This window comes from Ruegeria sp. HKCCA4812 (assembly GCF_013034245.1).
In the GTDB taxonomy this organism is placed as follows: Bacteria; Pseudomonadota; Alphaproteobacteria; order Rhodobacterales; family Rhodobacteraceae; genus Ruegeria.
This window is the reverse complement of sequence record NZ_WQFQ01000007.1, coordinates 131,659-157,385: the sequence shown is the minus strand read 5'-3', so window position 1 is coordinate 157,385 and position 25,727 is coordinate 131,659. Positions and strand designations below refer to the sequence as shown.

Here is a 25,727-nt window from a genome sequence, read left to right as displayed (position 1 = left end):
TCATCGAAAAGCGTGCGTTCAGACGGTTTTGGTCAGACACGCGATATAGAACCCGTCCATACCACCTCGATCCGGCCAATAATCCGGGCGCAATCGCAAGCCGCCTTCTTCGGTGATCCAATCCGTTTCGACACCGGGTAAGTTCAGCGCGTCGCGATCCACGCTCATGTCCGAATACATGTCCAGCGCCTCTTCCACCTGAACTTCCCCCTCGTCCGGCAGCAGGGAACACGTGCAATAGACCAGACGCCCACCGGGTTTGAGCAAGCCCCACGCATGGGCCAACATGCGCGACTGGAGCTCGATCAGGCCGCCGAATTCCGAACCGTCCTTGGCAAACGGCAAGTCAGGATGCCTGCGAATCGTACCCGTGGCCGAGCACGGCGCGTCCAGCAGGATCGCGTCGTACCGGTCTTCGTGTTCCAGCGCATCGCCCACGATGACCTTTGCCCTGAGGCCGGTCCTTGCAAGGTTCTCGCGCACCCGTTCCATCCGTGAGTCCGATACGTCTAGTGCCGTGACATCAGCCCCTGCGGCCGCAAGCTGCATCGTTTTCCCACCCGGCGCCGCACACAGATCCAGCACTTTCTGGCCCGCCTTCGGGGCCAGAAGGCGAACCGGCAATGCGGCCGCCGCATCCTGCACCCACCAGTCTCCGGCCTTGTACCCCGGCAGGGTCGAGACCTGACCCGCATTGTGCAACCGCACCGACCCGGTCGGAAGGATCTCGCCTGAAGGGCCTTCCGCCCCGGGTTTCAAGTTAAGGTCCAGTGGCGCACCCGCGAAATGTGCCTGCTCGATTCCGGTTACGGCATCCGTGCCCCACGCTGCGATCAGCGGTTCACGCAACCAGTCCGGCAAACGCGGAACGCGCATCTTCGGCCACGCCTCGGGGCCTTCTGCCGCAACCTTGCGCAGAACGGCATTCACCAACCCCTTGAGGCGACCATGCTTGCGCGAACGGCTGACGATCTCGACCATGGAATTGACGACGCCATGGGCGGCTTCGCCGTTGCAAAGCTCGACCGCACCCAGTCTCAGCGCGTTGTGGACCGTCAGAGCGGGTGTTCGGTTCAGGTGGTTGGCCAGCAGGCGGTCGGCCCGTTCCAGCCCACGCAGTGTTTCCAACGCCAGTCGCTGGGCCCGCGCGCGATCCTCGGGTTCCAACCGATCCACTGCGCCCGCCGCCAGACACTCGGCCAGCAGGCGACCTTCGCCCAGAACCTGATCCAAAAGATAGATTGCGCTGCGCCGTGCTGCTGTCGCGCTGTTAGACATTGTACCGCCTTCATGTGACCTGCGTCCGCATTGCCAATGGCGGACGCGGGCGTATATCAAGACTGCGCAAGGAAAGGAACCCGATGTCATGAGTGACGACCGCAAAGACTTGCCCCCCGCCGCCCAGCGCGCCCTGGCCGAAGCGGAAGAACGCCGCCGCAAAGCCAAAGCCGAGGCCCGGGAATTGCCGAAAGAGCTGGGTGGCCGAGACGGACCGGATCCGGCCCGCTATGGTGACTGGGAAAAGAAGGGCATCGCCATCGATTTCTGAACGGTCAACCACGCAGCGCATTCAGGAAATCCTCGATCAGGGCACGCTGTTTTCTGGACTTCGCCCGGTCTTCAGGCCAGGTCAGCCAGTACCCGTCTTTGGTGTGCAATTCGGGTAAGTCCAGCCGCCGCAACCGCCCCTCTTGCAGGTCGGCAAGGGCCAAGGGAACAGATCCCAAAACCACACCCATGCCGCGCCGCGCAGCCGAAATCGCATGTTCCATCGAATCAAAGCTGATTTTTGATTGCGGCAGGTCCAGCTGGCCGTTTTTCTGGCTCCATTCTCTCCAGCCGGGGCGTTCTCCGCGCAGGTCAATCAATGGAGCGCCCCAGTCGACACCCGGCGGCGCCATGGGGGCAAGGACCTCAGGCGCGATCAGGTCGGCATCACGCCCGGCCCAGATGCCCCGACCATATCGGATTTGCAGCCAGGTTCGTTCTTCGTCCAAAGACGACCGGCGCGCGACCGAGTCGGTCATCACCCGAACCTCTGGCTGCATCTCGTGAAACCGGGTCAGCGCAGGCAGAACCAGTGCGTGGATGTTCGACGACAAGCCGGCCACGCGCAGCTCACGCGGGGATTTGCCAAACAGGTCCTCGGTATTGCGCTCCAGCGCGCGAAGGCTGTCCTGCACCAAGGGCAGATAGCTTTCACCTTCGACCGTCAGTGACACGCCCCGCGCCTCGCGCACGAACAAGGATCGGCCCAGCCAGGCTTCGAGGTTGCCGATCCGCTGGCTGACAGCGGCCTGCGTCAGCCCGAACTCCTTGGCTGCCGCCGAGAACCCACCAAGACGCCCGGCGGCCTCGAACACGCGCAGCCAGTCCAGTGGCGGTAGCCCGATCTTTTTCTTAGCCATTAGATTTTCCAAGCCTCAGCCGAAATAAGGATTAATTGTCGTAATGCCATGAACAGCGTATCTGCTCAACCAAAGCTCGCGCCGAACAGGAGACCCCAAATGCTGCGCACCGCCACCCATGACACTTCGGTCGTCACCGTCGCGTTCGACACAGGAACGCAAGCCCGCTTTCACGCCGTCTGGTTGCGCGACAACGCGCTGGACCCGGAAACCCGGGCCCCGGGCAACGGCCAGCGGCTGATCACCATCGGCGATATCCCTGCTGACATCTCGGTCAGTTCAGCCGAGGTTGTCGCGGGCGGCCTTCAGGTCACGTTCCAGCCCGAAGACAAAACCGTTACTTTCCCGGCCGAATGGCTGGCCGAACACAACTATGATTGCGAACGGGACGACACGCTGGGCCGCACCGGCCCCGGCATCATCACCTGGGAAGGCCGGATCGCCGCACCCTCTGGCGACTGGAACGAGGTTCATGCCAGCCCTGCGGCCAAACGCAACTGGTTGGCGTCTGTAGCGAGTTACGGCTTTGCCAAGCTGACGGGCGGGCCAACCGAACCGGAATCGCTTTTGAAAGTGGCCGACCTGTTCGGCTATGTCCGCGAAACCAACTATGGCCCTTATTTCGAGGTTCGGACGGAAGTGAACCCGACCAACCTCGCCTATACCGGGCTTGGCTTGCAGGCCCACACCGACAACCCCTATCGCGACCCTGTGCCGACGCTGCAAATCCTCTATTGTCTGGAAAACAGCGCCGAAGGGGGCGACTCGATCGTGGTCGATGGCTTTCGCGCTGCCGAAAAGCTGCGTGCGCAGAACCCCGAAGGTTTTGCGCTGCTGGCAGGCTACCCGGCGCGGTTTGAATACAAGGGGTCAGACGGTGTCTGCCTGCGGTCCCGCCGTCCGATGATCGAATTGTCGCCGGATGGCGAACTGGTTGGCATCCGCTTCAACAACCGTTCCTCAGCGCCTTTCGTGGACGTGCCTTTCGACAGGATGGAAGCCTATTACGCAGCTTACCGCCAACTGGGCGAGATCATCGACGACCCGGCCATGGGCGTGTCGTTCAAACTGGAGCCGGGCGAAAGCTTCATCGTCGACAACACCCGTGTCCTGCATGCACGGCTGGGCTATTCCGGTGCCGGTTCGCGCTGGTTGCAGGGATGCTATGCCGACAAGGACGGGTTGCTGTCCACACTGGCGGCGATGGAGATGACGCAGCCGGAGGCAGCGGAATGAAGCCCGATTTCTCGACCCTGAACCGGGACAATATCGTCGCCTTCATCGGGGATATCTTCGAACGCCGTGGTGGTGAGGAATATCTTGGAGAACCCGTCACCATGGCCCAGCACATGCTGCAAGGCGCCACCATCGCCGAACAGAACGGCCAGCCTGAAGAGATCATCGTCGGCGCCTTGTTGCATGATATCGGCCATTTCACATCCGAATTCGGGACCTACCACCCCGATGATACCGAAGATCGCCACCACGAAGATGCGGGTGCTGAGGTGCTGGAACAGTTCTTCCCTTCGGTCATCACCGATTGCTGCCGCTATCACGTGGCCGCCAAACGGTATCTCTGCGCCACCAAGCCCGAATATTTCAACCGCCTCTCTGCCGCCTCGGTCCATACCTTGAAACTGCAAGGCGGCCCGATGAGCGCCGAAGAAGTCGCCGCCTTCGAATCCAATCCGAACCTGAAAGAAATCATTCAGGTCCGGTATCTGGATGAGGCCGGCAAACGGGCGGATATGGAGACACCGGATTTCGCCCATTTCGCACCGATGGTGCAGCGCATGGTCGACAAACACCTGGGGGCATCATGACCGCACCCGAGTACATCTTCGAGGCCAGTTCCAAGCCATCCCTGCCGTGGCACGAGGTTCCCCTGATCCGGGCGACGGACAGCACGGTAAGGGGGTACGGCTGTTTGGTCGGCGACCCCGAAACCTTTGAAATCAAGATCGTACGCTGGCCGCAGCAGGGCTGGCGACCGATTGACGACGGCACGGGTGACGAAGGCGGCTGGGTTGAAGGCACGTTCAAATGCGATTGGCAGGGTGACGTGCTTTACGGTGAGAACGAGGCGGTCAAAGGCCATTACGTGCTGGGTTGGTCCGCCGACCCTCAGCAGGCGCAAACCGACCGACAAACGGCCCCGCGGAATCAGGTGTTGCTGTGGCATATGAACTATCACCCCGATGGCGGCCAGATGTTCTGGCCGCTGGACAACAAGCCCTTCATCGTGCCCGCGGCCCTGCCTGGCGACAATCTGACCCCGGACAAGGTGGTGGCATTCTGGTGTGACGGGTCAAAGGGGCTCTATATCCATCCCGGCATCTGGCACGAGGGGATTTTCCCAGTCGAGGACAACCAGCGTTTTCTGGATCGTCAGGGCCGGGTCCACGCGCGGGTCAGCGCCGATATCGGCAAAGAGTTCGGCGTTTATCTGGCCTGCCCGCTGCGGGCGGACAAAGTCAGGGATTTGTGACCAACGCCCCCTGATGCCTCTGGCGCCGGCGCGCAATCCAGATCTGCACGGCCAGCAGATAAGGCACAAAGAAAGCGAAATTCTGCACCAGATCAAAAGGGCCCGAGAAATCGGGCTCTGACCCCACCCCTCCGGTCAGCAGGTACCAAAGCGTATAGTGGACTCGGTAAAGCCACGACCCCAACGCCAGCCAGAACAGCCGCAATCCCCATGCCCAATGGCCTGCGCGATCCCCTTCCAAAGCCCTGCGCGCCACCATCAGCGCAGCCGTGAAAAGACACAGCCCGTACAGAAAAAAGGCGGCAGACATCAGCGGCCCACCGATGGTTCCGCGCAGGGGAATATAGATCATGCCCGCCAGCCCGGTGATCCAAGCCAGCGCCACCAGACAGGCTCCCATCATACGGTGAAATCGATTGTACTTGAGCCGCAGCCCCTTCAACAGTTGAAGCGGGACGAGTGCGACCAGAAAAGTTCCTGCCAGAATGTGTACCAACATCGCGGCATTGCCGACATTCTCACCATCAGCGAACAAATAGCTGCGCCGGGCGGCGTCCTGCGACAGGCCTTTGCCGATCAATCCAACGCCATGCGCAACGAATGGCAACAGTGTCAGGTAAAACACCGCAAGCAAAATGCCGGTTGCCAGTCCAGAGCGCCGAATCCTCATGAATCAAAGCTTAGCGTCGGCGACCGCTTCGTCTATGGCTCACAGACCCAGCACATCCACCATGTCATATTGGCCGGGTGCCTTCCCCTGCCCCCACAGCGCCGCCTTCAGCGCGCCACGGGCAAAAATCGCGCGGTCGCTGGCCAGATGGCGCAGGACGATGCGCTCGCCGGGCGCGGCGAACAGGACGTCATGTTCACCAACGATGTCGCCGCCGCGAATGGCGTGGAAGCCAATGTCACCACGCTTGCGCGCACCGGTGATGCCATCCCGCCCCCGGTCGGCCACATCCGACAGTTTGACGCCGCGCCCCTCCGCGGCGGCCTCGCCCAACATCAGCGCGGTGCCGGATGGTGCGTCCACCTTGTGATGGTGATGCCCTTCGATGATTTCGATATCAAAATCCTCATCCAGTGCAACCGCGACTTTCTTGGTCAGTTGCACCAGCAGATTGACGCCAAGGCTCATGTTCCCTGCCCGCACGATCACCGCGTGGCGCGAGGCCGGTTCCAGCGCGGCGATCTGCTCATCCGTCATGCCGGTCGTGCCGATCACATGCACGCAACGCGCCTGCGCGGCCAAAGCGGCAAAGTCCAGCGTCGCCTCGGGCGCGGTAAAGTCGATCACCGCCTGTGCCTGCGCAAAAGCTTCCAGCGGGTCATCGGTAACTTTGACGCCCAGCGCCTGGCCACCCATGGCTTCGCCCACATCCTGACCGACCCAGTCATGCCCCGTGCGCTCGACCACGCCGACCAGACGTGCCTGATCACTGTCGGTTACGGTCTTGATCAGCATCTGCCCCATACGGCCCGAAGCCCCTGTGATGACGATACCCGGAATATGGGTCATGGCGGTATTCCCTTGCTGCAAACTGCTCAAAGCCTCCTACCCCGTTCGCGCCCGCTTGGCAAAGCCCCGGTTTGCGCTTAGATCGGGGATTATGGCAAAGAACAAATTCCACGATGGCCCCGGCCCGTCCCAACGACAGCTGCGCGTCGGCGAACTGATCCGCCGCACCCTGTCCGAGGTTCTGGCGCGCGGAGATGTCCACGACCCCGACCTGAACCGCATGTCGATCACAGTGGGCGAGGTGCGCACCTCGCCCGATCTGAAAATCGCCACCGCCTATGTGCTGCCCTTGGGCGGCAAAGGGCAGGAGGACGTGATCGATCTGCTCGCCCGCAACAAAAGTGAACTGCGGCGCATGGTTGGCAAAAAGGTCGGCCTGAAATTCTCGCCCGATCTTCGGTTCCGCCTTGATGACACGTTCGATCGTCTGGACGACACCCGCCGCATGTTCGAACAGGACGCGGTGCGCCGCGATCTGGACGAGTGATCCGGGCATTCGTTACATTGGGCGCGGTTGTCTGGGCCGCGCAAGCCTCTGCGGTCACTTGCGAAAAGCTGACCCATGATGACAAGCGCTATACCGTCTGCGAGGTCGACGCGGAAAACGAAGACCTGCGCCTGTTTCTCAACGACGAAAACGGGGATCTGCTGGGGCATTTCTCGTCGGTGAACGAGGCGCTGGCCCCCAGCGGCAAGCGTCTGGCCTTTGCAATGAACGCGGGCATGTACCACGATGACCGTTCGCCCGTCGGCCATTATGTCGAGAACGGCAAAGAGGTCATGCGGGTTATCTCCAACCCCGGCCCCGGCAATTTTGGCCTGCTGCCCAACGGCGTGTTTTGCATCCGCGAGGGCCGCGCTGACGTGTTCGAGACGCTGGATTTCATCGATCGGGCCCCCGACTGCCGGTTCGCCAGCCAATCCGGCCCGATGCTGGTGATCGATGGTGAACTGCACCCCCGGTTCCTGCCCGATTCGACCTCGCTCTATGTGCGCAACGGGGTGGGCACCAGCGCCGATGGCACCCGTGCGGTGTTTGCGATTTCCGAAGATTACGTCACATTCCACGAATTCGGCCGTCTGTTCCGCGACGTGCTGGAAACTCCGAATGCGCTGTTCTTCGATGGCAATATCTCTCGCATGTATGACCGCGCGAACAATCGGTCCGATGTCGGGTTTTCGCTGGGGCCGATCGTGGGTGTGGTCGAAGACGCACCTTGAAATTGACAGGACGATGGCGATCCGCTAGGTCGCGCGCCTCAGCAAGATTGAAGGTGCTATATGGGACGCAAACGCAAGGGTCGCGACATTTCCGGCTGGCTGGTGGTGGACAAACCCGCAGGCATGACGTCGACCGCTGTGGTCAACAAGGTGCGCTGGGCGATGGATGCCAAAAAGGCGGGCCATGCGGGCACGCTTGACCCCGAAGCGACCGGCGTTCTGGCCGTGGCTCTGGGTGAGGCGACCAAAACCGTTCCCTACATCACGGATGCTTTGAAAGCCTACACCTTCACTGTCCGTCTGGGCCAGGCCACCAACACTGACGATGCCGAGGGCGAAGTAATTGCCGAAAGCGATGCTCGCCCGTCAGACGAAGACATCAAGCGGGCGTTGACCCCGTTTCTGGGCGACATCATGCAGGTTCCGCCCAAGTTTTCCGCCGTGAAAATCGACGGCCAGCGCGCCTATAAACTGGCCCGCGACGGCGAAGACGTGGAACTGACAGCCCGTCCTCTTTGGGTCGAGGAACTGATCCTTGTCGATCGCCCCGACCCGGATCACGTGGTGTTGGAGATGACCTGCGGCAAGGGCGGTTATGTCCGCTCGATCGCCCGCGATCTGGGTGAAGCGCTGGGATGCCACGGCCACGTCCGGGAACTGCGCCGGATCTGGTCCGGACCGTTCGAGGCCGAAAACGGGTTGAGCATCGAACAGATCGACGAAATGGCAAAGACCACGGCGCTGGACGACTATCTGCACCCGCTGGAAGCCGGCCTGTCCGACCTGCCAGAGCTCAAATGCACCCCCGACGGCGCAATCCGCCTGCGCAATGGCAACCCGGGCATGGTGTTGGCCTCGGATGTTGAATACGGCGACGAGGCATGGGCCTCGCTGGATGGCAAGGCCGTGGCCGTGGGGGTTTACAAATCGGGCGAATTGCATCCCAGCCGGGTGTTCGCCGCCTGAACCACGTGTTAGGCGAAAGGCATGATCACCCGAACGCACACCAAGGGCGATGCGCCCTCGACCGCCATCTACTCCGACTGCGAAAAATACCGTTATAGTCTGACCCGCGTGTGGGACCCGGCAGGGCGCAAGGCGCTGTTTGTCATGTTGAACCCGTCAACCGCGACCGAAGTGCAGAACGACCCGACGGTTGAACGCTGCGAACGTCGTGCCCGGGCGCTGGGGTTCGGCGCGTTTCAGGTGACCAACATCTTTGCCTGGCGCGACACCGATCCGCGCAAGATGCGCGCTGCTGCCGATCCGGTAGGCCCGGAAAATGACGCCGCCATTCTGGAAGGTGTTCGGTGGGCCGATCAGGTCATCGCCGCCTGGGGCACCCATGGTGCGCATCTGGATCGGGGCCCGGCGGTGGAAACCCTGCTGCGCAACACCGGCCAGCCGCTGTTCCATCTGGGTTTGACCAAAGACGGTCACCCCAAGCACCCGCTTTATATCGCCTACAGCCAACAGCCCGAGCAATGGTGATAAAGTATTAACCATTTCAATAACTTAGATTTGACCCGATTGCCGATTGCATGGGATGTTCACCCTCGGAGCATTCTGCGATCGGAGAGGTGTCATGTTTCTGGCCGGATTGATTGGACTCGCCGCCATCGGCGGTGCCGCATACGCGATGAGCGACATGCTGATCGAAGACGACGACGTTTCAGAGGACGGCCCCAACGAGGACCCGGAAACGGAACCCGACACCGGAGAGTTTCTTGAGATTGGCGAAAACGTCGAAGACCCGGTAAATCCCGACATCGAAACCCAGTCCACTGGCACCGTAATCTCTGAATTCGAAGGAGACCTGGTGATTGCCGGCAGCGATGGCCCTGACCAGATCACCGGGCAGGACGGTGTCGACCAGATCAACGGGTTTGGCGGCGATGATACCATCGACGGCGGCAAGGGCGATGACGTTCTGCACGGGGGCGAAGATGCAGACACGATTTCGGGCGGTCAGGGTCATGATGTTCTGCACGGAGAGGCGGATGAAGACTTTCTGTTCGGCAATGAGGGGGACGACGCCCTGTTCGGCCATTTCGGGGACGACACCCTGGATGGCGGCGAAGGCGAAGACGAACTTTATGGCGGTCAGGGCGACGATACTCTGACGGGCGGGGCCGATGATGACGCGTTGCAGGGCGGGTTCGGAGACGATGCCCTGAACGGTGGCGCAGGTGAAGATACGGTCTTTGGCGGCGACGGCGATGACTTTGTCTTTGGCCTCGAAGAAGGCGCAGCCGAAAAAGACTTCCTGAATGGGGGCGCCGGTGACGACACCATTGTGGCAGGCGGCGGGGATGTGGTTAACGGTGGGCAGGGCGCTGATGACATCGTGCTGAGCCCGGGTGACGAAGACGTGACCGTCATGGGATTCCAACCCGGTGAGGACAAGCTGCTTGTCACCTGGGAGGATGAGGCTGACCCGGAGATCGAGGTGGAACCCGACGCTGAAAACGCCAACTTGACCCGGGTCATGATCAACGGTCAGGAAGTGGCGCAGGTATACGGGGCTCAAGGCATGACGGTGGCCGACATACAATTGATCACCGAAGCGCAACTGGCCCAGTACGGGCAGATGGTCTGAGCCCGCAAATTCCCTTTGCCATTTGGTGAAAATGCGCTTATACGCGCCCATCCGCATCGGAATCGGTGCGGTTTTCTCCATGGGCCTGTGCTGGACGACATCCCGGCCTGCGCCATTAACTCTAACCTTTGAAGGAGACCCCGATGTCGATCACTGCTGAAGAAAAAGCACGCGTCATGAAAGAATTCGCAACCAAAGAGGGCGACACCGGTTCGCCTGAAGTACAGGTTGCCATCCTGACCTCGCGCATCACCACTTTGACCGAGCACTTCAAGACCCACAAGAAAGACAACCACGGTCGTCGCGGTCTGCTGAAGATGGTTGCCCAGCGCCGCAAGCTGCTGGACTACCTGAAAGGCAAAGAAGAAGCGCGTTACCAGGACCTGATCAAAAAGCTGGGCATCCGCCGCTAAACGCTTTTTTGCAAATGACCTGAAACCGGGTTTTCCGGTTCAACGCCCGCCAACCGGCGGGCGTTTTCCGTTGGATCCGCCGTAAGCGATACATCCCTCTTAACTTGCCAGAGCAGCTGAGCATTCCGTGGCCGTCAGGGAATGTCCGTTGCGGCACTTGGTTCTAAGCTTTCTGCGTGTTTTCCCAGCGCGTGGCATAGTCACTTTGCGACACACTTGCACTTGTCTTGGTGCCGGCAACAGGTTTTCGAACCACATAATCCAGAAGAACAGGCAATCCCGGACCAAAAGTTCCCAGCGGTCGCGGACGTTTCTTTGTCTTGTTGGGATCCGTCATCTTCACCACGTCACGGGCGGCGTATGGCCTCAATGGCTGCCACACGCATTTCAGAGCCTCATAGTTCATGGCGTTGACCCAAAAGCCGTACACGATCTCTGGGCAAATCTGATAGAAGCCGTGATTGATCCAGTTGTTCGATGGCGAATGCGCGATAAACACACCCCCGGGCTTCAGCATCTTGTCGATGTTCCGGTAGGCGGTCGGCAAGTCGAACACGTGCTCGCATGTTCCACCGTCATAGATAACGTCAAACCGACCAACCAGATTTTCAGGCAAGTCCCCCGCGAGATCCTGAACGATGCTCGCACCTTCGAAATCCGAAAAATCCAGCGAATCCACTTCCGAGAACCCAAGCTTTCGAAAGAACGTTTCCGAATATCCATCATCCGGGTTGCAAAGGTCAGCTTCGGCCACTCCGGGCAGGTATTTCTGCAAGGTTTCCCTGAACAATGCGGCGGACGCAGACCGGCGCGCACCAATCCAATCCTGCCGCCCAAGCATCAGAAAGCTACCTGACAGGTCATTGGATTTGACATCTTCGATCAGTCGCGCAGCCAGGACATCAACAATTGACACTCATTCCTCCGAAGGGTGGTCCAAAGCGGTTTTCTTCGCGTGAACGTCCTATTCTGCGTATTCAATGTCAACGCAATAGCAATATTCCGGAACATGCGGCAAAGCGGGCAAGTTTCCAGGCCAGCGTAAAGTTGGCAGCTTCCCTGCCTTGCTGACATCCTGCGCCCGGGTGTTCGGCATCCGGCATCAAGCGCAGCGCCCGGCCCTTGCGGTTTTCTTCGCGCTGACGGGTGTAAAATTCCGGTCAAGACTTCGCGCAGATCTCTTTACTTTATGCAGGCTCCACAAAACCGAAGACGCCCACCAATCGGCGGGCGTCTCGTTGATGGAAAATCTTCGGCTCTACATTTTCGCCTTTTCTGATTTCAACGCCAGCCACAGGCAGTAGCACATTATCAGAACCACAAGCGTAAAGGGGATGCCGGTTGAAACCGCCGCGCCTTGCAATGCGGAAAGACCGCCTCCCAACAGCAATGCGATGGCAACCAAGCCTTCCAAAGTGCACCAGAACACGCGCTGAACCACGGGTGCGTCCATCTTGCCGCCTGCGGTGATCGTGTCGATCACCAAAGATCCGGAATCAGACGAAGTGACGAAGAAGATCACGATCAGGACTAAGGCGATCGGGGCTACGATGCCGTAAAGCGGCAGCTCCTTCAGGAAACCGAACAGCGCTCCCTCGGGGGCGTAGCTGTCGATCACGGTCGCGCGCACACCTTCTGCTCCGCCTGCGTTCAACATGTCGATGGCCGCGCCACCGAAGGTCGACATCCACAGGGCACAGACGGCTGTTGGCGCCAGCAGCGCACAGATTACGAACTCGCGCACCGTACGGCCCTTTGAAATGCGGGCAATGAACATGCCAACAAACGGTGACCATGCGATCCACCACGCCCAGTAGAAGGTCGTCCAACCGTGGAAATAGCTGGTGTCTTCTCGTCCGAACGGGTTCGACAGCGCGGGCAGGTGCAGCACGTAATCAGTCATCACGTTGAAATACCGCGCGATGGCGGTGCCAATGCCCGTTACAGCGATGACGAAAAGGAACAGCCCCACGGCCATGACCATATTGATCTCACTCAGCCGTTTGACGCCCGCATCCATGCCCAGCAAAACCGAGCCCAGCGCGATCAACGTAATGCCAATGATCAGCAGAACCACGACGGTGGGGCTGGGTTCGATGCCAAAAACCTCGTAAAGGCCAGCGGCAACCTGCTGAGCACCCAGACCGAGCGATGTGGTCAATCCGAACAACGTGGCAAAAACCGCCAACGTGTCGATGATATGACCCCACCAGCCCCAGACCCGTTCACCCAGAATTGGATAGAAGGCCGAACGCAAAGTCAGGGGCAGGTTCAGATTATAGCTGAAGATCGCCAAGCTCAGGCCGACTGCGGCGTAAACCGCCCAGCCTTCCAGCCCCCAATGGTGAATGGTTCCAACAACGCCGATATACTCATTGCCCGGAACAGCGATATCGATACCCAGTGGGCGCGCATTCCCGTCTTCGGCAAAGTTGTAGTAGACCGGCTCCATCACACCGAAAAACAAAAGACCGATACCAATACCGGCGGCGAACATCATCGCGATCCATCCAGCGTAGGAATAATCAGGCTTGGCGTCCTTGCCGCCGATCCGCACACTGCCGACGGGCAGGATGATCAGAACGAGGCAAAACAGGGTGATTGCATCTACCGAAAGGACCAGAAACCAATCGAACGTGCTGGTCAGCCAAGGCCGGAGCCAGCCGAAAAACGTAGCTGCGGCCTCTTGGTTGGCCAATGCGATCAGAACGAACGCAAAGATCATGATACTCGAGATCAGAAAGACCGGGTTGTGAATGTCCAAGCCAAACGGCCGGACGTTATCCTGCCCCAGTTCATATTCCGTTTCGAAGTCGTAAATCCGGGGGTCCGGATCCAGCATCTTCTTTGTTTGTGCCATTCGATTGCCCTTCTGTTCGCTGTCTGCAAACGCCAAGGTATTCGGTCGGCGGACGGGAATGAGTTAGTTAACCCCCTTGGCGCGTTTCCGTCATTTCGACCGCAGGCTTAGTGATAAGAGCTTATACTGCCTTCATATTTTTACAAAATGCATTCGATTGCGGATATGTTAGCGCTACATGCTGTTCCGGGTTCCCGTAACCCCGGACCTGAAGAACCAACAGCGACTTGATAAGTTGATCGTTGTTCGGGCTTGAAACTTTTGCACCCGGTGGCAGCATTAGCCAGTCCCGGCATGAAACGGCCATCCGATGCAGTTTCGCTTTCCTTCCAACGCATTCTCATGTATGCGCGCGGTATCTGAGACGTTGTGCCCTGACCCCGGCACTCGAATGGAAGATAAATTGGGGTCGGCGGCAATGGGGCCGCCACGCAAAACGGGAGACCCGCAGGGGCGGGAGTGCTCCCATCTAGGATACGCATATGTTTGATGTAACGAAGAAATCGATGCAGTGGGGCGAGGAAACGCTTACACTGGAAACCGGCAAGGTTGCCCGTCAGGCTGACGGCAGCGTGATTGCCACCCTGGGCGAAACCAGCGTCATGGCCAACGTGACCTTCGCCAAGGAACAGAAGCCCGGTCAGGACTTTTTCCCGCTGACCGTGCATTACCAAGAGAAATACTATGCCGCCGGCAAGGTTCCGGGTGGCTTCTTCAAGCGCGAAGCGCGCCCGACCGAGAAAGAGACGCTGACCGCGCGTCTGATCGACCGTCCGATCCGTCCGTTGTTTGTTGACGGCTTCAAAAACGAAGTCCTGGTGATGTGTACCGTGCTGAGCCACGATCTGGTCAACGATCCCGACATCGTTGCGATGATTGCTGCTTCGGCTGCTCTGACCATCTCGGGCGCACCGTTCATGGGCCCGATCGCGGGCTGCCGCGTGGGATACACCGACGGTGAATATGTCCTGAACCCAACCGTGGACGACATGCAGGACCTGCGCCTGAACCCCGAACAGCGTCTGGACCTGGTTGTGGCCGGCACCAAAGACGCCGTGATGATGGTGGAATCGGAAGCGTACGAACTGTCCGAAGCGGAAATGCTGGGTGCGGTGAACTTTGCGCATGAGCAGATCCAACCGGTCATCGACCTGATCATCTCGCTGGCGGAAGAAGCCGCGAAAGAGCCGTTTGACTTCCAGGCGCCGGATTACTCCGAGCTTTATGCCGCCGTTAAGGCCGCCGGTGAAGAGCAGATGCGCGCCGCCTTCGCGATCACCGACAAGCAAGAGCGCACCGCCGCCGTTGCCGCCGCCCGCGAAGCGATCAAAGAAGCGCTGACCGAAGAGCAGCTGGAAGACGGCAATCTCGGTTCCGCGATGAAAAAGCTGGAAGCCGGCATTCTGCGCGGCGACGTCGTCAGGGGCGGCAAGCGGATCGACGGTCGTTCGACCACCGATGTCCGCTCGATCGTTGCGGAAACCTCGATTCTGCCCCGGACCCACGGTTCTGCCCTGTTCACCCGTGGTGAAACACAGGCGCTGGCCGTGACCACGCTGGGCACCGGCGACGATGAGCAATTCATCGACGCGCTGCACGGCAACTTCAAATCGAACTTCCTGCTGCACTACAACTTCCCCCCGTATTCGGTGGGTGAAGTTGGCCGCGTTGGTTCGCCCGGCCGTCGCGAGATCGGCCACGGCAAACTGGCATGGCGCGCGCTTCAGGCGGTTCTGCCTGCGCCGACCGATTTCCCCTACACCATTCGCGTGGTGTCCGAGATCACAGAATCCAACGGCTCGTCCTCGATGGCCTCTGTCTGCGGCGGTTCGCTGTCGATGATGGATGCGGGTGTTCCGCTGAAAGCGCCGGTTGCCGGTGTGGCCATGGGTCTGATCCTGGAAGACGACGGTGAATACGCTGTTCTGACCGACATCCTGGGTGACGAAGACCACCTGGGCGACATGGACTTCAAGGTTGCGGGTACCGAAAACGGCATCACCTCGCTCCAGATGGACATCAAGGTTGCCGGCATCACGCCGCAGATCATGGAAACCGCCCTGGCACAGGCCAAGGAAGGCCGGATGCACATTCTGGGCGAGATGGGCAAAGCCCTGTCCGAGACCAACGATTTCTCTGTCCATGCCCCGCGCATCGAGACCATGAACATCCCGACCGACAAGATCCGCGAAGTGATCGGCTCGGGCGGCAAGGTCATCCGCGAGATCGTCGAGGTTTCGGGCGCCAAGGTCGACATCAACGACGATGGCGTGATCAAGATCGCCTCGCCCGATGGTGAGTCGATCAAGAAGGCCTATGACATGATCCATTCGATCGTGGCAGAACCTGAAGAAGGTCAGATCTATACCGGCAAAGTCGTCAAGATCGTCGATTTCGGCGCCTTCGTGAACTTCTTTGGCAAGCGCGACGGTCTGGTCCACGTGTCCCAGATCGAAAACCGCCGCCTGAACCATCCGTCGGATGTTCTGAAAGAAGGTCAGGAAGTCAAAGTCAAACTTCTGGGCTTTGACGATCGCGGTAAGGTGCGCCTGTCGATGAAAGTCGTCGATCAGGAGACCGGCGAAGAGATCGTTCCGGAAAAGAAAGAAAAGAAAGAGGAAAACGCAGAGTAATCTGCCCCTCTGACCCAAAGCGGAAGGCCCCGGTTTCATCCGGGGCCTTTTTGTTTGCGCGGCAGTAGGACGGTTAACTGCGCCGCAACTTTGGTAAATCAATTATTAACACTTATTGCGTGTATTAGCTCAACCTTAAGGGGGATATTGCCGTTTTCAAGGAAGCTGTTCGACCGTGGCATCGATTACTGTTTACGAAATCAGCGCAGACCCGTTCAGCAACCGCAGTGTTGATATTACTGCTGCGTATTCGGTCGACGTCACGGATAATGACGCTCTGCTGCAAGATCCCGACCCGGATGGCAGCTCGCAACTTGACCTCGGGTCTCTTCCCGGCTTTTCCGGCTCGACCCAGAATTTCAGTACTTTCGAAAACTACACAGGAACGGTCGATGGCGCGCCGGTCACGTTCATCCTGATCCAGTTTTCAAACCCGCGTTACATCATAGTCACTTCGGGTCAGGCCGAACTGAACGACACGATTTCAGATACGAGTTTTGCCGGCACCGCGCCGCCATCCGCGTATGACACTTTGCCTTCTTTCGTGTGTTTCACCACAGGATCTCTGATCCAGACACCGACTGGGCTGCGCCGGGTCGAGGCGCTGGAGCCCGGCGACCCGGTCATCACCGCCGGCGGCCATGCCCGCCCGGTCCGCTGGATCGGCAAGCGCCGGTTGTCCGCGGCTGAGTTGCGGCGAAACACGCACCTGTCCCCTGTACGGATCAAGGCGGGCTGTTTCGGGCCGAACAGCCCAAGCCGCGATCTCGTCATTTCCCCACAGCACCGGATTGCCGTGACGTCGACCATGATGGAGCTTATGCATTGCGAAGCAGCGATGCTGGCCCCCGCAAAGGGGCTGATCAATGGGCATACCATCGTTCAGGAAACGCCCGCACTTGGGGTGGAGTACATTCATATCCTCTTTGATCAGCATGAGTTGGTGAATGTCGAAGGAATCTGGTCCGAGTCCTTTTTCCCCGGCGACACCAGCCTTGGGGCAATGGCACCCGCCACCCGAAGCCAGCTGTTCGAACTGTTCCCGGAACTTGCCAATGGTGAAGGCAGTTACGGTTCGACCGCATTGCCGGTCCTCAAACCTTTCGAAGTCCGGGTGCTGTCGGCGGATCTGGCGGTTCCGGGCTGGAAGGTCCGCCCCAATGAATCCGCGAAAGCCGCCTGACCGCAGGTCAGTGCGCGACGCCACCGGGGCCATGTTTCAACAGGTGCCACTGGCCGTAGCTGTCTTTCAGATCCAGTTTGATCGCCGCATCGGCTCGGGTCGAGGCGCTGCCGATCTCGGCAATGGTGAATTCGATCCCACCGGGAATATCGATACGTACACGGTGTTCGCCGCCACCATGCGGGGCCTGAATCGGGCGCCCGGTCGACTTTAGAACGTCGCCAACAGTAACACTGGCCGTTCGTCCTTCGATATCCATCTCAAGCTCGATCGGCAGGTACAGCGTGTCGTGCACCGTCTCACACATGGCCCGGAACACGTACCAATGGGTTGCCATCTCTTCGGTTTCTTCGCCGTGAAAGACTTTTTCCAGCGCATCGCGCTGCGCCGGTGACGCCGCGGGGTCGACGATCACCTGCATTTCGCCGCCACCCTCGAATATTGGCCCTGGCCATGCATAGATCAACGCAGCCTTGGTTCCACTCAGATCCGTTTCGCCAAAATATCCGGAGGATATTTCAAGCACCTCGAAGCCGCGGCAATCGCCATGCGTCGGCAATTCCTCGAACTGGCAGGGGCAGGCATAGCCGCAGTTGCAGTTTCCGAAGCTTTCTCCCTCGACGTACCAATCTGTAAAAGCCATGGTTTTCTCCTGTTCAGGACAGTCAGAAAGCCCGACATCGTTGGTCACATGCCCGTATGTTTCCGCAAAACAAACTATCACAACTTGATTGCAATCTGAACCTGACGCGCGCAAACGGCCGCAAATGGCATAAACCTTGGTTCCATTCGCCCTGTTTCAACCAAAAACCAATCGCAGGTGTCCGCTGCCATCCCCAGTTCGACCGCATCGCCACAACGCAAAAAAGGAGATGCGATATGGAAACCTTGAAACTGCTGACACTGACGGGATTGATCGCAACCGCACCGGTTCTTGCTTTGGCCAATGTCGGACTGGGCGACAAACTGGGCACAAGCGAAGCCGATATCCGCGCGGCGCTTGAAGCCCAGGGGTACCAGATCGAAGAGATCGAATTCGAAGGTGGGAAGATCGAGGTTGAACTCACCAAGGATGGCGTGGAAACTGAACTGGTTCTGTCTGACACGGACGGGGTGGTGACGGCCATCGAGCTCGAAGAGGACGACGACTGAACCTGCAACGTCCAAGGGGCCGCATGAAAGTACCTCAAACGTCTTTGCTCTGGCTCCTTCTGGTGGTGCAGGCCCTCTGCGCCGCCTTTTTCATGACGGATGCGGTGCTGGATTGGACAGGCGGCGACGGCGCAGGGTTTCGTCACCTTCATTCGTTCGAGCTGTTTCTGTCGCTGGCGCTTGTTGGCGGCCTGAGCGCCACGATCGCCCTGATCCGCTCCCAGTCCAGACGGGTGCGCGACATGCAGCGGCAACTGCAAGTGGCGCAAGGGGCTTTTGCCCAGGTCATCGAAACCCAGTTCAGCGAGTGGAAGCTCAGTGATGCTGAGCGTGACGTCGCCATGCTGACGATCAAGGGTCTTTCCATCGCGGAAATCGCCGGAATGCGACAGACGAAAGAAGGGACGATCAAGGCCCAAAGCGCTGCGGTCTATCGAAAGGCGGGCGTTTCCAGCAGGGTGCAGTTGCTCAGTTTTTTTGTCGACGAACTCCTGTCAGAACCCTTGGTCAGGGATGTGCCCTGAAACAGTGCCAGAACCTCGTGTCTATTCACTCACACATTCCTAAAAACCTGTGAAACGAAGTGAAGGCCCGGCGCCTTTCTTTTTGGGCCAGCCTCGTCCACATCCATGGCATGCGGACTTTGGAACACTGGAGATGGTTATGTTCACGCGCCTCATTCTCGCCTCTTCGGCTCTGGCGATCAGCGCAACGGCGCTTGCCGCGCAGAGCCTGGGCGACGGCACCTATATTCACGGCTTCATCGGCTACAGCCAGCTACAGGACAGCGATTTCACCGGGACGATCGGTGGCGCGACGCAATCGGTCGATGCCGAATTCGGCGCAGGTTTCGGACTGGGCCTCGCGATAGGCCAGGAAATCCCGCAATGGTCCAACGATATCATCGGAACGCGGATCGAGCTGGAACTGTCTTATCGCGACAGTGACGTGGATGGTGTGAACTTTACCGGCAATGGTCCGGGGCCCGAGGGCAATATCTCGGGCGACGTCACGCAGACCTCGTTATTTGCCAATCTGCTGTTCGATTTCAAACAGGCCGGCGCGCTGACACCGTTTGCCGGGTTTGGTCTGGGGGCCACCTATTCGGATCTGGATTTTTCTTACGGACCGGGTGTGGCGCTGGACGACACCGACACCACCTTGGCCGCCCAGCTGATCGCCGGTGTGGCATATGACATCAACGCGTCGACAGCGTTCACCGTTGATGCCCGTTACGCCCGTGCCTTTGATGTTTCGTCGCAGCGCCTGGCCCCCAACGGAGCTTTGACCGGCAGCGTCGAGGACGATCTGGATACTTTCAGCATCAATTTCGGACTTCGCCATAATTTCTGATTGCTTCGGGTGTCAGGTTTCTCTTCGGTTTCCTGCCCCTCTTTGCCTTCGCGCCTCAGGCGCGGGGGCACCCGGAAAACCCCGAAAATACAGCACGCGCAGGACATTTCAGTGGTCGCCCGACCTGCAACAACCGCCTGCTTCATCTGGCGAAAAAATATCCTCGGGGGGAATCGTGCCAGCGGGCACGATGGGGGGCAGACAGCCCCCCTGACCCGGCAACCGGCTTACGACGGCGCTTTGGTCTTGCGCAGATAGGGGAAGATCGTTTCGAACTCGCCAAACTTGGCCTTGGCGTCTTCGTTCGACACGGTTGGCGGGATGATCACGTCTTCACCCGGCACCCAGTTGGCAGGTGTCGCAACGCCCTTGGCCGACATCTGCAAACCGTCAAGCGCACGCAGAATTTCGGCAAAGTTCCGGCCCACGGTCATCGGGTAGGTCATCGACAGCTTCAGCTGCTTGTCCGGTCCGATGATAAAGACCGAACGCACCGTGGCACTGTCAGCCGGTGTGCGGCCATCGGGCAGATATGCTTCGGCGGGCAGCATGTCGAAAGCCTTGGACACAGCCAGACCGTCATCGGCGATGATCGGAAAACCGGGTTTGGCCTTGCCGTATTCCTCGATGTCCTTCTTCCACTTTTTGTGGTCTTCGACACCATCGACCGATACGCCGATCACCTTGGTGTTGCGCGCGGCCCATTCGTCATTCAACTGCGCAACGGCCGAAAACTCGGTGGTGCAAACAGGTGTGAAATCCTTTGGGTGCGAGAACAGAATGGCCCAGCTATCGCCAATCCAGTCGTGAAACTGAATGGTGCCCTGATCCGTTTCTGCCGTGAAATTCGGAACGGTGTCGTTGATACGCAAACCCATGGGGCATCTCCTTCTCTGTGAAAAACCTGAATCGGTTGTTTGGAACCTAATCACTTTGTGTGCAGGTTAAACCGTCCATCGCGCCTGGCGATACGGATTTCGTGGGCATTGCCCGAAAATAATTTGATCAAATTCACTATTGCTCAGCCTGTGCATGGGTGACAGAGTGGCCCCGAACAGCCGGTTTCAGGCAGACCTTCAGGAGGGCTCAGGATGATCGAAAAGCGGGATTTCTATATTAATGGTCAGTGGGTGGCCCCATCGCAGCCCAATGACTTCGAGGTCATCAACCCGTCGACCGAAGACCCCTGCGCCGTGATCTCGCTTGGCGCCGAAGCCGACACGAATGCGGCCGTTGCCGCGGCCAAGGCCGCCCTACCGGGCTGGATGGCCACGCCAGTGGAAACCCGCATCGCGCTGGTGGAAAAACTGGTCGAACTCTATGCAACCCGGGCAGAGGATCTGGCGCAGGCGATGTCGCTGGAAATGGGCGCCCCGATCGATCTGGCGCGTTCGGCGCAGGCGGGCGCCGGCATCTATCACCTGAAGAACTTCATCCGCGCCGCCAGGGCGTTCGAATTTGAACGCCCGCTGGGGGATCATGCGCCGAATGATCGCATCATTTACGAGGCGGTTGGCGTTGCCGCTTTGATCACGCCGTGGAACTGGCCGATGAACCAGATCACGCTCAAGGTTGGGGCTGCTGCGATTGCGGGCTGCACGATGGTGCTGAAACCGTCGGAACAAAGCCCGCTGAACGCGATGATCTTTGCCGAGATGATGGACGAGGCAGGCTTCCCGCCCGGTGTGTTCAATCTGGTCAACGGCGACGGCGCGGGTGTTGGTTCGCAACTTTCGGGCCATCCGGATGTGGACATGGTCAGCTTCACCGGCTCGACCCGCGCAGGCACCGCGATTTCCAAAAATGCGGCTGATACCCTCAAGAAAGTACATCTTGAGCTTGGAGGCAAAGGCGCCAACGTCATCTTTGAGGACGCGGACGATAAGGCGGTCAAGCGTGGGGTGCTGCACATGATGCAAAACACCGGCCAGAGCTGCAACGCCCCCAGCCGGATGCTGGTGCAACGCCCGATCTATGACAAGGCTGTGGAAACCGCGGCCGAGGTCGCAAACATGGTCAAGGTTGGCCCTGCCTCAGAGGAAGGCCGCCATATCGGACCGGTGGTGAATGAAGTTCAGTGGACCAAGATTCAGGACCTGATCCAGAAGGGCATCGATGAAGGGGCGCGGCTGGTCGCAGGCGGCACGGGACGGCCAGAGGGGCTGAACAAGGGCTACTATGTCCGCCCCACGGTCTTTGCCGATGCAAACAACCAGATGACCATCGCCCGCGAAGAAATCTTTGGCCCGGTTCTGACCATGATCCCCTTCGACACCGAAGAAGAGGCTGTCGAAATCGCCAATGATACACCCTATGGCCTGACCAACTATGTTCAGACGCAGGACAGCGCGCGTGCCAATCGCATGGCGCGGGCGCTGCGGTCGGGCATGGTCGAAATGAACGGACAATCGCGCAGCGCGGGCTCACCGTTCGGCGGCATGAAGCAATCCGGCAACGGGCGTGAAGGCGGCGTCTTTGGGCTTGAGGACTTCCTCGAGATCAAAGCTGTCGGTGGTTGGGCGGCAGAGTAACTTTACCTGCTAAGCAGACAGATCGGGCGGGGCAACGCGGTTGGCCCCGCCCGCAACCCCCTATAGGGGACGTACCACAAGCTGGGGTACGCCATCGGACGTGCGGCGCCGGGATTGACCGTCCCACCCAATCTCGCCGGTGACGCGCTGTCGAAATGCAGAAAAGCTGTCAAAGCGCACCACATCTACCGGCGCATCGAAATGCAGGGTCACTCGGCGACGCGCGCCATCGCCAAGAATGGTCATACCGCGAATTTCGGCCGTGAACGCCTGACCCAGATAGCGCCCTTCGACCCGATCACCCACGCGCAGATGCATCCGGTTTCCGGCAATTGCGTGCAAGGTGTTCCAGTCTCGAACGCCATGCTGATGGGCCAGCAGTTCCAACGCCGCACTGTGCGACAGCGAAACGCCCTTCGTTTTCAATTCTTCCCGCAGGCGTTTCGCCTGCGCTTTCAGCTCTTCAACCGGAGCAATGGTTCGGGATCGTGTCATCATGTGCCTCGTTTCCTTGAACGGGCGCGAAGTCAGGACGGGGCTCGCATTTCCATCCGCGCGCCGGGAAAGGGCAACAGATGCTTTTCAAACCGGGTTTCACCAAAGCCAATGGCCGCGAACGGCAGGGGACCCGAACCTGAGGTGCCTTTTGGCAGCGGCCGGGCCGTATGTCAATCAGGCGTCTGCCTGCGCCGCCTCATAGGCCAGCATGGCACGCTTGACAGGCAAGCCCCAGTGATAGCCCCCCAGACCCCCTGATTTGCGCAATGCCCGATGGCAGGGGATCAACCAACTGACCGGGTTGCGGCCAACTGCCGTTCCCACGGCGCGAACGGCTTGCGGCGAGCCGACTCGCTGGGCGATCTCGGAATAGGTCGTGACCTGCCCGGTCGGGATATGCATCAGCGCTTCCCACACCTTGATTTGCAAAGGTGATCCGATCAGGAAAAGCGGTGTCGGCTCCAACCGGTCGCTGGCAGCGCCAAAAGCACTCAGCGCCCAAGGACGCAGGCGCATCGGATCTTCGACAAACGTTGCCTTGGGCCAACGCGAGATCATGTCTTCCATCGCGGCCTCTTCGCCGGTCTCGGCACCGAAGGCGATGCCGCAGATGCCCTTGTCGGTCCCCATGACCAGCGCAGGGCCAAACGGGCATTCGAACCACCCCCAATAGATCGTCAGGCCTTCGCCCTTGCGGGCATATTCGCCGGGGCTCATCGATTCCCACTTCAGGAACAGATCATGCAGACGCCCGCTGCCGGACAGGCCCACATTGTGGGCCGTTTCCAATGTCGTGAACCGTTCACGCAACAATGCTTTCGCATGGCCCAGCGTCAGGTATTGTTGGTACCGTTTCGGTGACACTCCGGTCCAACGCGAGAACAAACGCTGGAAATGGGCCGGGCTCATATCCATCTGGCGGGCCAGTTCATCAAGGCTCAGGCCTTCACCGCCCTGATCGATCAACTCGATTGCCCGGCGCATGACGTTGTAATGATAACCGCTTTCTGGGGTCTGGACGTTCATGGTTCCACCTCATCATCTGACAAAACCATAGCGCGACGGCCACGCTGCCGCGACCCGGAACTTGCGCATTGGCTTTGTGCTTGTGTCAGGGCGCGGTGGACGGCATTAAGGCCCGGATGGCAAAGCAACTCGACTATCATACGATCCGCGAGATTTTCACGCGCTTTCAAGAGGCCGACCCGGAACCCAAGGGCGAGCTGGAGCATGTGAACGTCTATACTCTGGTCGTCGCCGTGGCCCTTTCGGCGCAGGCCACGGATGCGGGCGTCAACAAGGCGACGCGCGAGTTGTTCAAGATCGCCGACACGCCGCAAAAGATGCTGGATCTGGGCGAGGACGGCCTGATCGAGCACATAAAAACCATTGGCTTGTTCCGCCAGAAGGCCAAGAACGTCATCAAGCTCAGCCGTATCCTGGTTGACGAATATGGCGGCGAGGTTCCCAATTCCCGGGCTGCCCTGCAATCCCTTCCGGGTGTGGGCCGCAAGACGGCCAACGTGGTTCTGAACATGTGGTGGCGGCAACCGGCGCAGGCGGTGGACACCCATATCTTTCGCGTCGGCAACCGCACCGGTATTTGCCCCGGCAAGGATGTGGACACGGTCGAACGCGCCATCGAAGACAATATTCCCGCTGACTTTCAACTTCATGCGCATCACTGGCTGATCCTGCATGGCCGGTACCACTGCAAGGCGCGCAAGCCGCAATGCCCGACCTGCATCATCCGTGATCTCTGCCAATTCGAGGACAAAACCCTATGAAGACTTATCAACTGACCGGCATCGGAAATGCCGTTGTGGACGTGATTTCCCAGGCCGATGACAGCTTTCTGGAGCTGATGGGCATCGAAAAAGGCATCATGCAGTTGATCGAACAGGAACGCGGCGAGGTGCTGTACGCCTCGATGGAAAGCCGAGTTCAAACGCCGGGCGGCTCAGTAGCTAATACAATTGCGGGCGCAGGCGCTCTTGGGCTGGATGCAGCGTTTATCGGCCGGGTACACGATGACGCTCTGGGCCGGTTCTATGCAGATGCGATGAACGAAGATGGCGTCGACTTCGTGAACCCGCCTGTTCCGGGTGGCGAATTGCCGACGTCACGCTCGATGATCTTTGTGTCGCCTGATGGCGAGCGGTCGATGAACACCTATCTGGGCATTTCCTCGGAACTGTCGTCTCAGGACGTTTCCGATGAGGTCGCAGGAAACAGCCAGATCATGTTTCTCGAGGGGTATCTGTTCGACAAGGAAAAAGGCAAGGCGGCATTCCTTGAGGCCGCACGTGCCTGTCACAAGGGTGGCGGCAAAGCCGGGATCGCCATTTCCGACCCGTTCTGCGTGGAACGGCATCGGGTGGATTTCCTGCTGCTGATTGAAAACGAGCTGGATTTCGTGATCGGCAACGAGGCCGAGATCAAATCCCTGTTCGAGACCGACGACCTGGAAGAGGCGCTGCGGCGCACGTCGGCGATCTGCCCGCTGGTGGTCTGCACCCGCTCGGGTGACGGGGTGACGGTTATGAACGGTGATGCTCGCATTGACGTACCGGTCGAGAAGGTCGTCCCCGTTGATGCAACGGGTGCCGGCGACCAGTTTGCCGCCGGGTTCCTGTTCGGCATGGCGACGGGACGCGATTACGAGACCTGCGCCCGCATCGGCAATGTCTGCGCCCGCGAGGTCATCAGCCATATCGGCCCCCGCCCCGAGGCGAACATGCTGGAGCTGCTGAGGGAAGAAGGGTTGGTTTGAGGACGCGGGTTTCACGCGCCTTTCTCCGGTAAAAAAACGCGGTTCGACCCTGTAAGCGCGGCCTGAACACCGGGCCGCGGCGCCCCTTTTTTTTGC

At 59.5% G+C, this 25,727-nt stretch carries 27 protein-coding genes and 1 pseudogene; 18 read left to right on the top strand and 10 right to left on the bottom strand.

Translation table 11 applies throughout. The annotated features are described in order from the left end of the window. Nucleotides 1-18: 18 nt before the first annotated feature. Entirely contained in the window at nucleotides 19-1,278 is a 1,260-nt protein-coding gene (locus GOW04_RS17655) for an RsmB/NOP family class I SAM-dependent RNA methyltransferase (protein WP_171233461.1), read from the bottom strand. A gap of 88 nt (nucleotides 1,279-1,366) precedes the next feature. Here GOW04_RS17655 and GOW04_RS17650 point away from each other — a divergent pair, with 88 nt between their 5' ends. After that, complete coding sequence (locus GOW04_RS17650) at nucleotides 1,367-1,549, top strand: DUF1674 domain-containing protein (protein ID WP_152459369.1); 183 nt, start codon at nucleotides 1,367-1,369, stop codon at nucleotides 1,547-1,549. 4 nt (nucleotides 1,550-1,553) lie between these two features. Here the strand turns inward: GOW04_RS17650 and GOW04_RS17645 are convergent, their stop codons facing one another. Next, on the bottom strand, nucleotides 1,554-2,408 hold the full coding sequence (locus tag GOW04_RS17645) for a LysR family transcriptional regulator (RefSeq protein ID WP_171229914.1): 855 nt from the start codon (nucleotides 2,406-2,408) through the stop codon (nucleotides 1,554-1,556). A 99-nt stretch (nucleotides 2,409-2,507) separates the two neighbouring features. Between GOW04_RS17645 and GOW04_RS17640 the strand changes: the two genes are divergently transcribed. From GOW04_RS17640 to GOW04_RS17630, 3 genes are read left to right on the top strand one after another with little or no spacing between them, the layout of a single operon-like run. After that, nucleotides 2,508-3,644, top strand: a complete 1,137-nt coding sequence (locus GOW04_RS17640) for a TauD/TfdA family dioxygenase (protein WP_171233460.1) — start codon at nucleotides 2,508-2,510, stop codon at nucleotides 3,642-3,644. Further along, nucleotides 3,641-4,231, top strand: a complete 591-nt coding sequence (locus GOW04_RS17635) for an HD domain-containing protein (RefSeq protein WP_171233459.1) — start codon at nucleotides 3,641-3,643, stop codon at nucleotides 4,229-4,231. The genes GOW04_RS17640 and GOW04_RS17635 overlap by 4 nt, the downstream gene beginning before the upstream one ends. Further along, nucleotides 4,228-4,896: an ureidoglycolate lyase gene (locus tag GOW04_RS17630; protein ID WP_171233458.1), complete on the top strand. Its 669-nt coding sequence runs from the start codon at nucleotides 4,228-4,230 to the stop codon at nucleotides 4,894-4,896. The genes GOW04_RS17635 and GOW04_RS17630 overlap by 4 nt, the downstream gene beginning before the upstream one ends. Here GOW04_RS17630 and GOW04_RS17625 read toward each other — a convergent pair. After that, the gene (locus GOW04_RS17625) at nucleotides 4,883-5,566 is read right to left on the bottom strand and encodes a DUF2306 domain-containing protein (RefSeq protein WP_171233457.1); all 684 of its coding nucleotides are present in this window, start codon (nucleotides 5,564-5,566) and stop codon (nucleotides 4,883-4,885) included. The two genes, GOW04_RS17630 and GOW04_RS17625, sit on opposite strands and share 14 nt — an antisense overlap. A gap of 39 nt (nucleotides 5,567-5,605) precedes the next feature. After that, nucleotides 5,606-6,415, bottom strand: coding sequence for a 4-hydroxy-tetrahydrodipicolinate reductase (gene dapB, locus GOW04_RS17620; protein WP_171233456.1), 810 nt, complete (start codon nucleotides 6,413-6,415; stop codon nucleotides 5,606-5,608). A gap of 91 nt (nucleotides 6,416-6,506) precedes the next feature. On the opposite strand from dapB, the gene rbfA reads away from it, so the two are divergent. The 6 genes from rbfA to rpsO all read left to right on the top strand — a co-directional run bounded on the left by rbfA (nucleotide 6,507) and on the right by rpsO (nucleotide 10,648). After that, complete coding sequence (rbfA, locus tag GOW04_RS17615; protein ID WP_152459376.1) at nucleotides 6,507-6,902, top strand: 30S ribosome-binding factor RbfA; 396 nt, start codon at nucleotides 6,507-6,509, stop codon at nucleotides 6,900-6,902. After that, entirely contained in the window at nucleotides 6,899-7,636 is a 738-nt protein-coding gene (locus tag GOW04_RS17610) for a phosphodiester glycosidase family protein (RefSeq protein WP_171233455.1), read from the top strand. Before rbfA ends, GOW04_RS17610 begins: the two co-directional genes overlap by 4 nt. A gap of 60 nt (nucleotides 7,637-7,696) precedes the next feature. Next, nucleotides 7,697-8,602: a tRNA pseudouridine(55) synthase TruB gene (truB, locus tag GOW04_RS17605; protein ID WP_171233454.1), complete on the top strand. Its 906-nt coding sequence runs from the start codon at nucleotides 7,697-7,699 to the stop codon at nucleotides 8,600-8,602. A 21-nt stretch (nucleotides 8,603-8,623) separates the two neighbouring features. Further along, nucleotides 8,624-9,127 carry a DUF1643 domain-containing protein gene (locus GOW04_RS17600; protein WP_171233453.1) on the top strand — a complete coding sequence of 168 codons (504 nt, stop codon included), beginning with the start codon at nucleotides 8,624-8,626 and terminating at the stop codon, nucleotides 9,125-9,127. A 94-nt stretch (nucleotides 9,128-9,221) separates the two neighbouring features. Then, on the top strand, nucleotides 9,222-10,235 hold the full coding sequence (locus GOW04_RS17595) for a calcium-binding protein (protein WP_171233452.1): 1,014 nt from the start codon (nucleotides 9,222-9,224) through the stop codon (nucleotides 10,233-10,235). Between the two features lie 143 nt (nucleotides 10,236-10,378). Next, a complete protein-coding gene (gene rpsO / locus GOW04_RS17590; protein ID WP_152459381.1) occupies nucleotides 10,379-10,648 on the top strand; it encodes a 30S ribosomal protein S15 in 270 nt (89 codons plus the stop codon). Between the two features lie 163 nt (nucleotides 10,649-10,811). On the opposite strand, the gene GOW04_RS17585 is transcribed toward rpsO, so the two are convergent. Together GOW04_RS17585 and GOW04_RS17580 are read right to left on the bottom strand one after the other, a co-directional pair. Next, a complete protein-coding gene (locus GOW04_RS17585) occupies nucleotides 10,812-11,564 on the bottom strand; it encodes a class I SAM-dependent methyltransferase (RefSeq protein WP_171233451.1) in 753 nt (250 codons plus the stop codon). 342 nt (nucleotides 11,565-11,906) lie between these two features. Beyond that, complete coding sequence (locus GOW04_RS17580; RefSeq protein ID WP_171233450.1) at nucleotides 11,907-13,508, bottom strand: BCCT family transporter; 1,602 nt, start codon at nucleotides 13,506-13,508, stop codon at nucleotides 11,907-11,909. Between the two features lie 482 nt (nucleotides 13,509-13,990). On the opposite strand from GOW04_RS17580, the gene pnp reads away from it, so the two are divergent. Both pnp and GOW04_RS22300 read left to right on the top strand, forming a co-directional pair. Beyond that, complete coding sequence (gene pnp / locus GOW04_RS17575; protein WP_152459385.1) at nucleotides 13,991-16,141, top strand: polyribonucleotide nucleotidyltransferase; 2,151 nt, start codon at nucleotides 13,991-13,993, stop codon at nucleotides 16,139-16,141. Between the two features lie 175 nt (nucleotides 16,142-16,316). Then, nucleotides 16,317-17,117: pseudogene (locus GOW04_RS22300) on the top strand (Hint domain-containing protein); the annotation flags it as partial. Between the two features lie 214 nt (nucleotides 17,118-17,331). On the opposite strand, the gene GOW04_RS17565 reads toward GOW04_RS22300, so the two are convergent. Continuing rightward, nucleotides 17,332-17,967: a DUF1326 domain-containing protein gene (locus GOW04_RS17565; protein ID WP_171206719.1), complete on the bottom strand. Its 636-nt coding sequence runs from the start codon at nucleotides 17,965-17,967 to the stop codon at nucleotides 17,332-17,334. A gap of 236 nt (nucleotides 17,968-18,203) precedes the next feature. Between GOW04_RS17565 and GOW04_RS17560 the strand changes: the two genes are divergently transcribed. The 3 genes from GOW04_RS17560 to GOW04_RS17550 all read left to right on the top strand — a co-directional run bounded on the left by GOW04_RS17560 (nucleotide 18,204) and on the right by GOW04_RS17550 (nucleotide 19,829). After that, the gene (locus GOW04_RS17560; protein WP_171233448.1) at nucleotides 18,204-18,476 is read left to right on the top strand and encodes a PepSY domain-containing protein; all 273 of its coding nucleotides are present in this window, start codon (nucleotides 18,204-18,206) and stop codon (nucleotides 18,474-18,476) included. 23 nt (nucleotides 18,477-18,499) lie between these two features. After that, complete coding sequence (locus GOW04_RS17555) at nucleotides 18,500-19,000, top strand: helix-turn-helix transcriptional regulator (RefSeq protein WP_171233447.1); 501 nt, start codon at nucleotides 18,500-18,502, stop codon at nucleotides 18,998-19,000. A gap of 139 nt (nucleotides 19,001-19,139) precedes the next feature. Beyond that, entirely contained in the window at nucleotides 19,140-19,829 is a 690-nt protein-coding gene (locus tag GOW04_RS17550; protein ID WP_171233446.1) for an outer membrane protein, read from the top strand. A 227-nt stretch (nucleotides 19,830-20,056) separates the two neighbouring features. Here GOW04_RS17550 and GOW04_RS17545 read toward each other — a convergent pair whose 3' ends face one another. Further along, nucleotides 20,057-20,707, bottom strand: a complete 651-nt coding sequence (locus GOW04_RS17545; RefSeq protein WP_171117162.1) for a peroxiredoxin — start codon at nucleotides 20,705-20,707, stop codon at nucleotides 20,057-20,059. Between the two features lie 213 nt (nucleotides 20,708-20,920). On the opposite strand from GOW04_RS17545, the gene GOW04_RS17540 reads away from it, so the two are divergent. Next, nucleotides 20,921-22,360 (top strand): aldehyde dehydrogenase family protein, encoded by a 1,440-nt coding sequence (locus GOW04_RS17540; RefSeq protein ID WP_171233445.1) that lies wholly within the window; start codon nucleotides 20,921-20,923, stop codon nucleotides 22,358-22,360. Between the two features lie 60 nt (nucleotides 22,361-22,420). Here GOW04_RS17540 and GOW04_RS17535 read toward each other — a convergent pair whose 3' ends face one another. Both GOW04_RS17535 and GOW04_RS17530 read right to left on the bottom strand, forming a co-directional pair. After that, the gene (locus GOW04_RS17535) at nucleotides 22,421-22,855 is read right to left on the bottom strand and encodes a glyoxalase superfamily protein (RefSeq protein WP_171233444.1); all 435 of its coding nucleotides are present in this window, start codon (nucleotides 22,853-22,855) and stop codon (nucleotides 22,421-22,423) included. A 177-nt stretch (nucleotides 22,856-23,032) separates the two neighbouring features. Beyond that, nucleotides 23,033-23,884 carry a bifunctional helix-turn-helix domain-containing protein/methylated-DNA--[protein]-cysteine S-methyltransferase gene (locus GOW04_RS17530; RefSeq protein WP_171233443.1) on the bottom strand — a complete coding sequence of 284 codons (852 nt, stop codon included), beginning with the start codon at nucleotides 23,882-23,884 and terminating at the stop codon, nucleotides 23,033-23,035. A gap of 116 nt (nucleotides 23,885-24,000) precedes the next feature. Between GOW04_RS17530 and nth the strand changes: the two genes are divergently transcribed. Then, a complete protein-coding gene (gene nth / locus GOW04_RS17525; protein WP_171117154.1) occupies nucleotides 24,001-24,645 on the top strand; it encodes an endonuclease III in 645 nt (214 codons plus the stop codon). After that, nucleotides 24,642-25,631 (top strand): adenosine kinase, encoded by a 990-nt coding sequence (locus GOW04_RS17520; protein WP_171233442.1) that lies wholly within the window; start codon nucleotides 24,642-24,644, stop codon nucleotides 25,629-25,631. The genes nth and GOW04_RS17520 overlap by 4 nt, the downstream gene beginning before the upstream one ends. Nucleotides 25,632-25,727 lie beyond the last annotated feature (96 nt).

Coding starts and splice junctions, on each gene's coding strand:
- GOW04_RS17655 (WP_171233461.1), bottom strand. CDS start 1,278: ATGTCTAACAGCGCGACAGCAGCACGGCGCAGCGCAATCTATCTTTTG.
- GOW04_RS17650 (WP_152459369.1), top strand. CDS start 1,367: ATGAGTGACGACCGCAAAGACTTGCCCCCCGCCGCCCAGCGCGCCCTG.
- GOW04_RS17645 (WP_171229914.1), bottom strand. CDS start 2,408: ATGGCTAAGAAAAAGATCGGGCTACCGCCACTGGACTGGCTGCGCGTG.
- GOW04_RS17640 (WP_171233460.1), top strand. CDS start 2,508: ATGCTGCGCACCGCCACCCATGACACTTCGGTCGTCACCGTCGCGTTC.
- GOW04_RS17635 (WP_171233459.1), top strand. CDS start 3,641: ATGAAGCCCGATTTCTCGACCCTGAACCGGGACAATATCGTCGCCTTC.
- GOW04_RS17630 (WP_171233458.1), top strand. CDS start 4,228: ATGACCGCACCCGAGTACATCTTCGAGGCCAGTTCCAAGCCATCCCTG.
- GOW04_RS17625 (WP_171233457.1), bottom strand. CDS start 5,566: ATGAGGATTCGGCGCTCTGGACTGGCAACCGGCATTTTGCTTGCGGTG.
- dapB (WP_171233456.1), bottom strand. CDS start 6,415: ATGACCCATATTCCGGGTATCGTCATCACAGGGGCTTCGGGCCGTATG.
- rbfA (WP_152459376.1), top strand. CDS start 6,507: ATGGCAAAGAACAAATTCCACGATGGCCCCGGCCCGTCCCAACGACAG.
- truB (WP_171233454.1), top strand. CDS start 7,697: ATGGGACGCAAACGCAAGGGTCGCGACATTTCCGGCTGGCTGGTGGTG.
- GOW04_RS17600 (WP_171233453.1), top strand. CDS start 8,624: ATGATCACCCGAACGCACACCAAGGGCGATGCGCCCTCGACCGCCATC.
- GOW04_RS17595 (WP_171233452.1), top strand. CDS start 9,222: ATGTTTCTGGCCGGATTGATTGGACTCGCCGCCATCGGCGGTGCCGCA.
- rpsO (WP_152459381.1), top strand. CDS start 10,379: ATGTCGATCACTGCTGAAGAAAAAGCACGCGTCATGAAAGAATTCGCA.
- GOW04_RS17580 (WP_171233450.1), bottom strand. CDS start 13,508: ATGGCACAAACAAAGAAGATGCTGGATCCGGACCCCCGGATTTACGAC.
- pnp (WP_152459385.1), top strand. CDS start 13,991: ATGTTTGATGTAACGAAGAAATCGATGCAGTGGGGCGAGGAAACGCTT.
- GOW04_RS17565 (WP_171206719.1), bottom strand. CDS start 17,967: ATGGCTTTTACAGATTGGTACGTCGAGGGAGAAAGCTTCGGAAACTGC.
- GOW04_RS17560 (WP_171233448.1), top strand. CDS start 18,204: ATGGAAACCTTGAAACTGCTGACACTGACGGGATTGATCGCAACCGCA.
- GOW04_RS17555 (WP_171233447.1), top strand. CDS start 18,500: ATGAAAGTACCTCAAACGTCTTTGCTCTGGCTCCTTCTGGTGGTGCAG.
- GOW04_RS17550 (WP_171233446.1), top strand. CDS start 19,140: ATGTTCACGCGCCTCATTCTCGCCTCTTCGGCTCTGGCGATCAGCGCA.
- GOW04_RS17545 (WP_171117162.1), bottom strand. CDS start 20,707: ATGGGTTTGCGTATCAACGACACCGTTCCGAATTTCACGGCAGAAACG.
- GOW04_RS17540 (WP_171233445.1), top strand. CDS start 20,921: ATGATCGAAAAGCGGGATTTCTATATTAATGGTCAGTGGGTGGCCCCA.
- GOW04_RS17535 (WP_171233444.1), bottom strand. CDS start 22,855: ATGACACGATCCCGAACCATTGCTCCGGTTGAAGAGCTGAAAGCGCAG.
- GOW04_RS17530 (WP_171233443.1), bottom strand. CDS start 23,884: ATGAACGTCCAGACCCCAGAAAGCGGTTATCATTACAACGTCATGCGC.
- nth (WP_171117154.1), top strand. CDS start 24,001: ATGGCAAAGCAACTCGACTATCATACGATCCGCGAGATTTTCACGCGC.
- GOW04_RS17520 (WP_171233442.1), top strand. CDS start 24,642: ATGAAGACTTATCAACTGACCGGCATCGGAAATGCCGTTGTGGACGTG.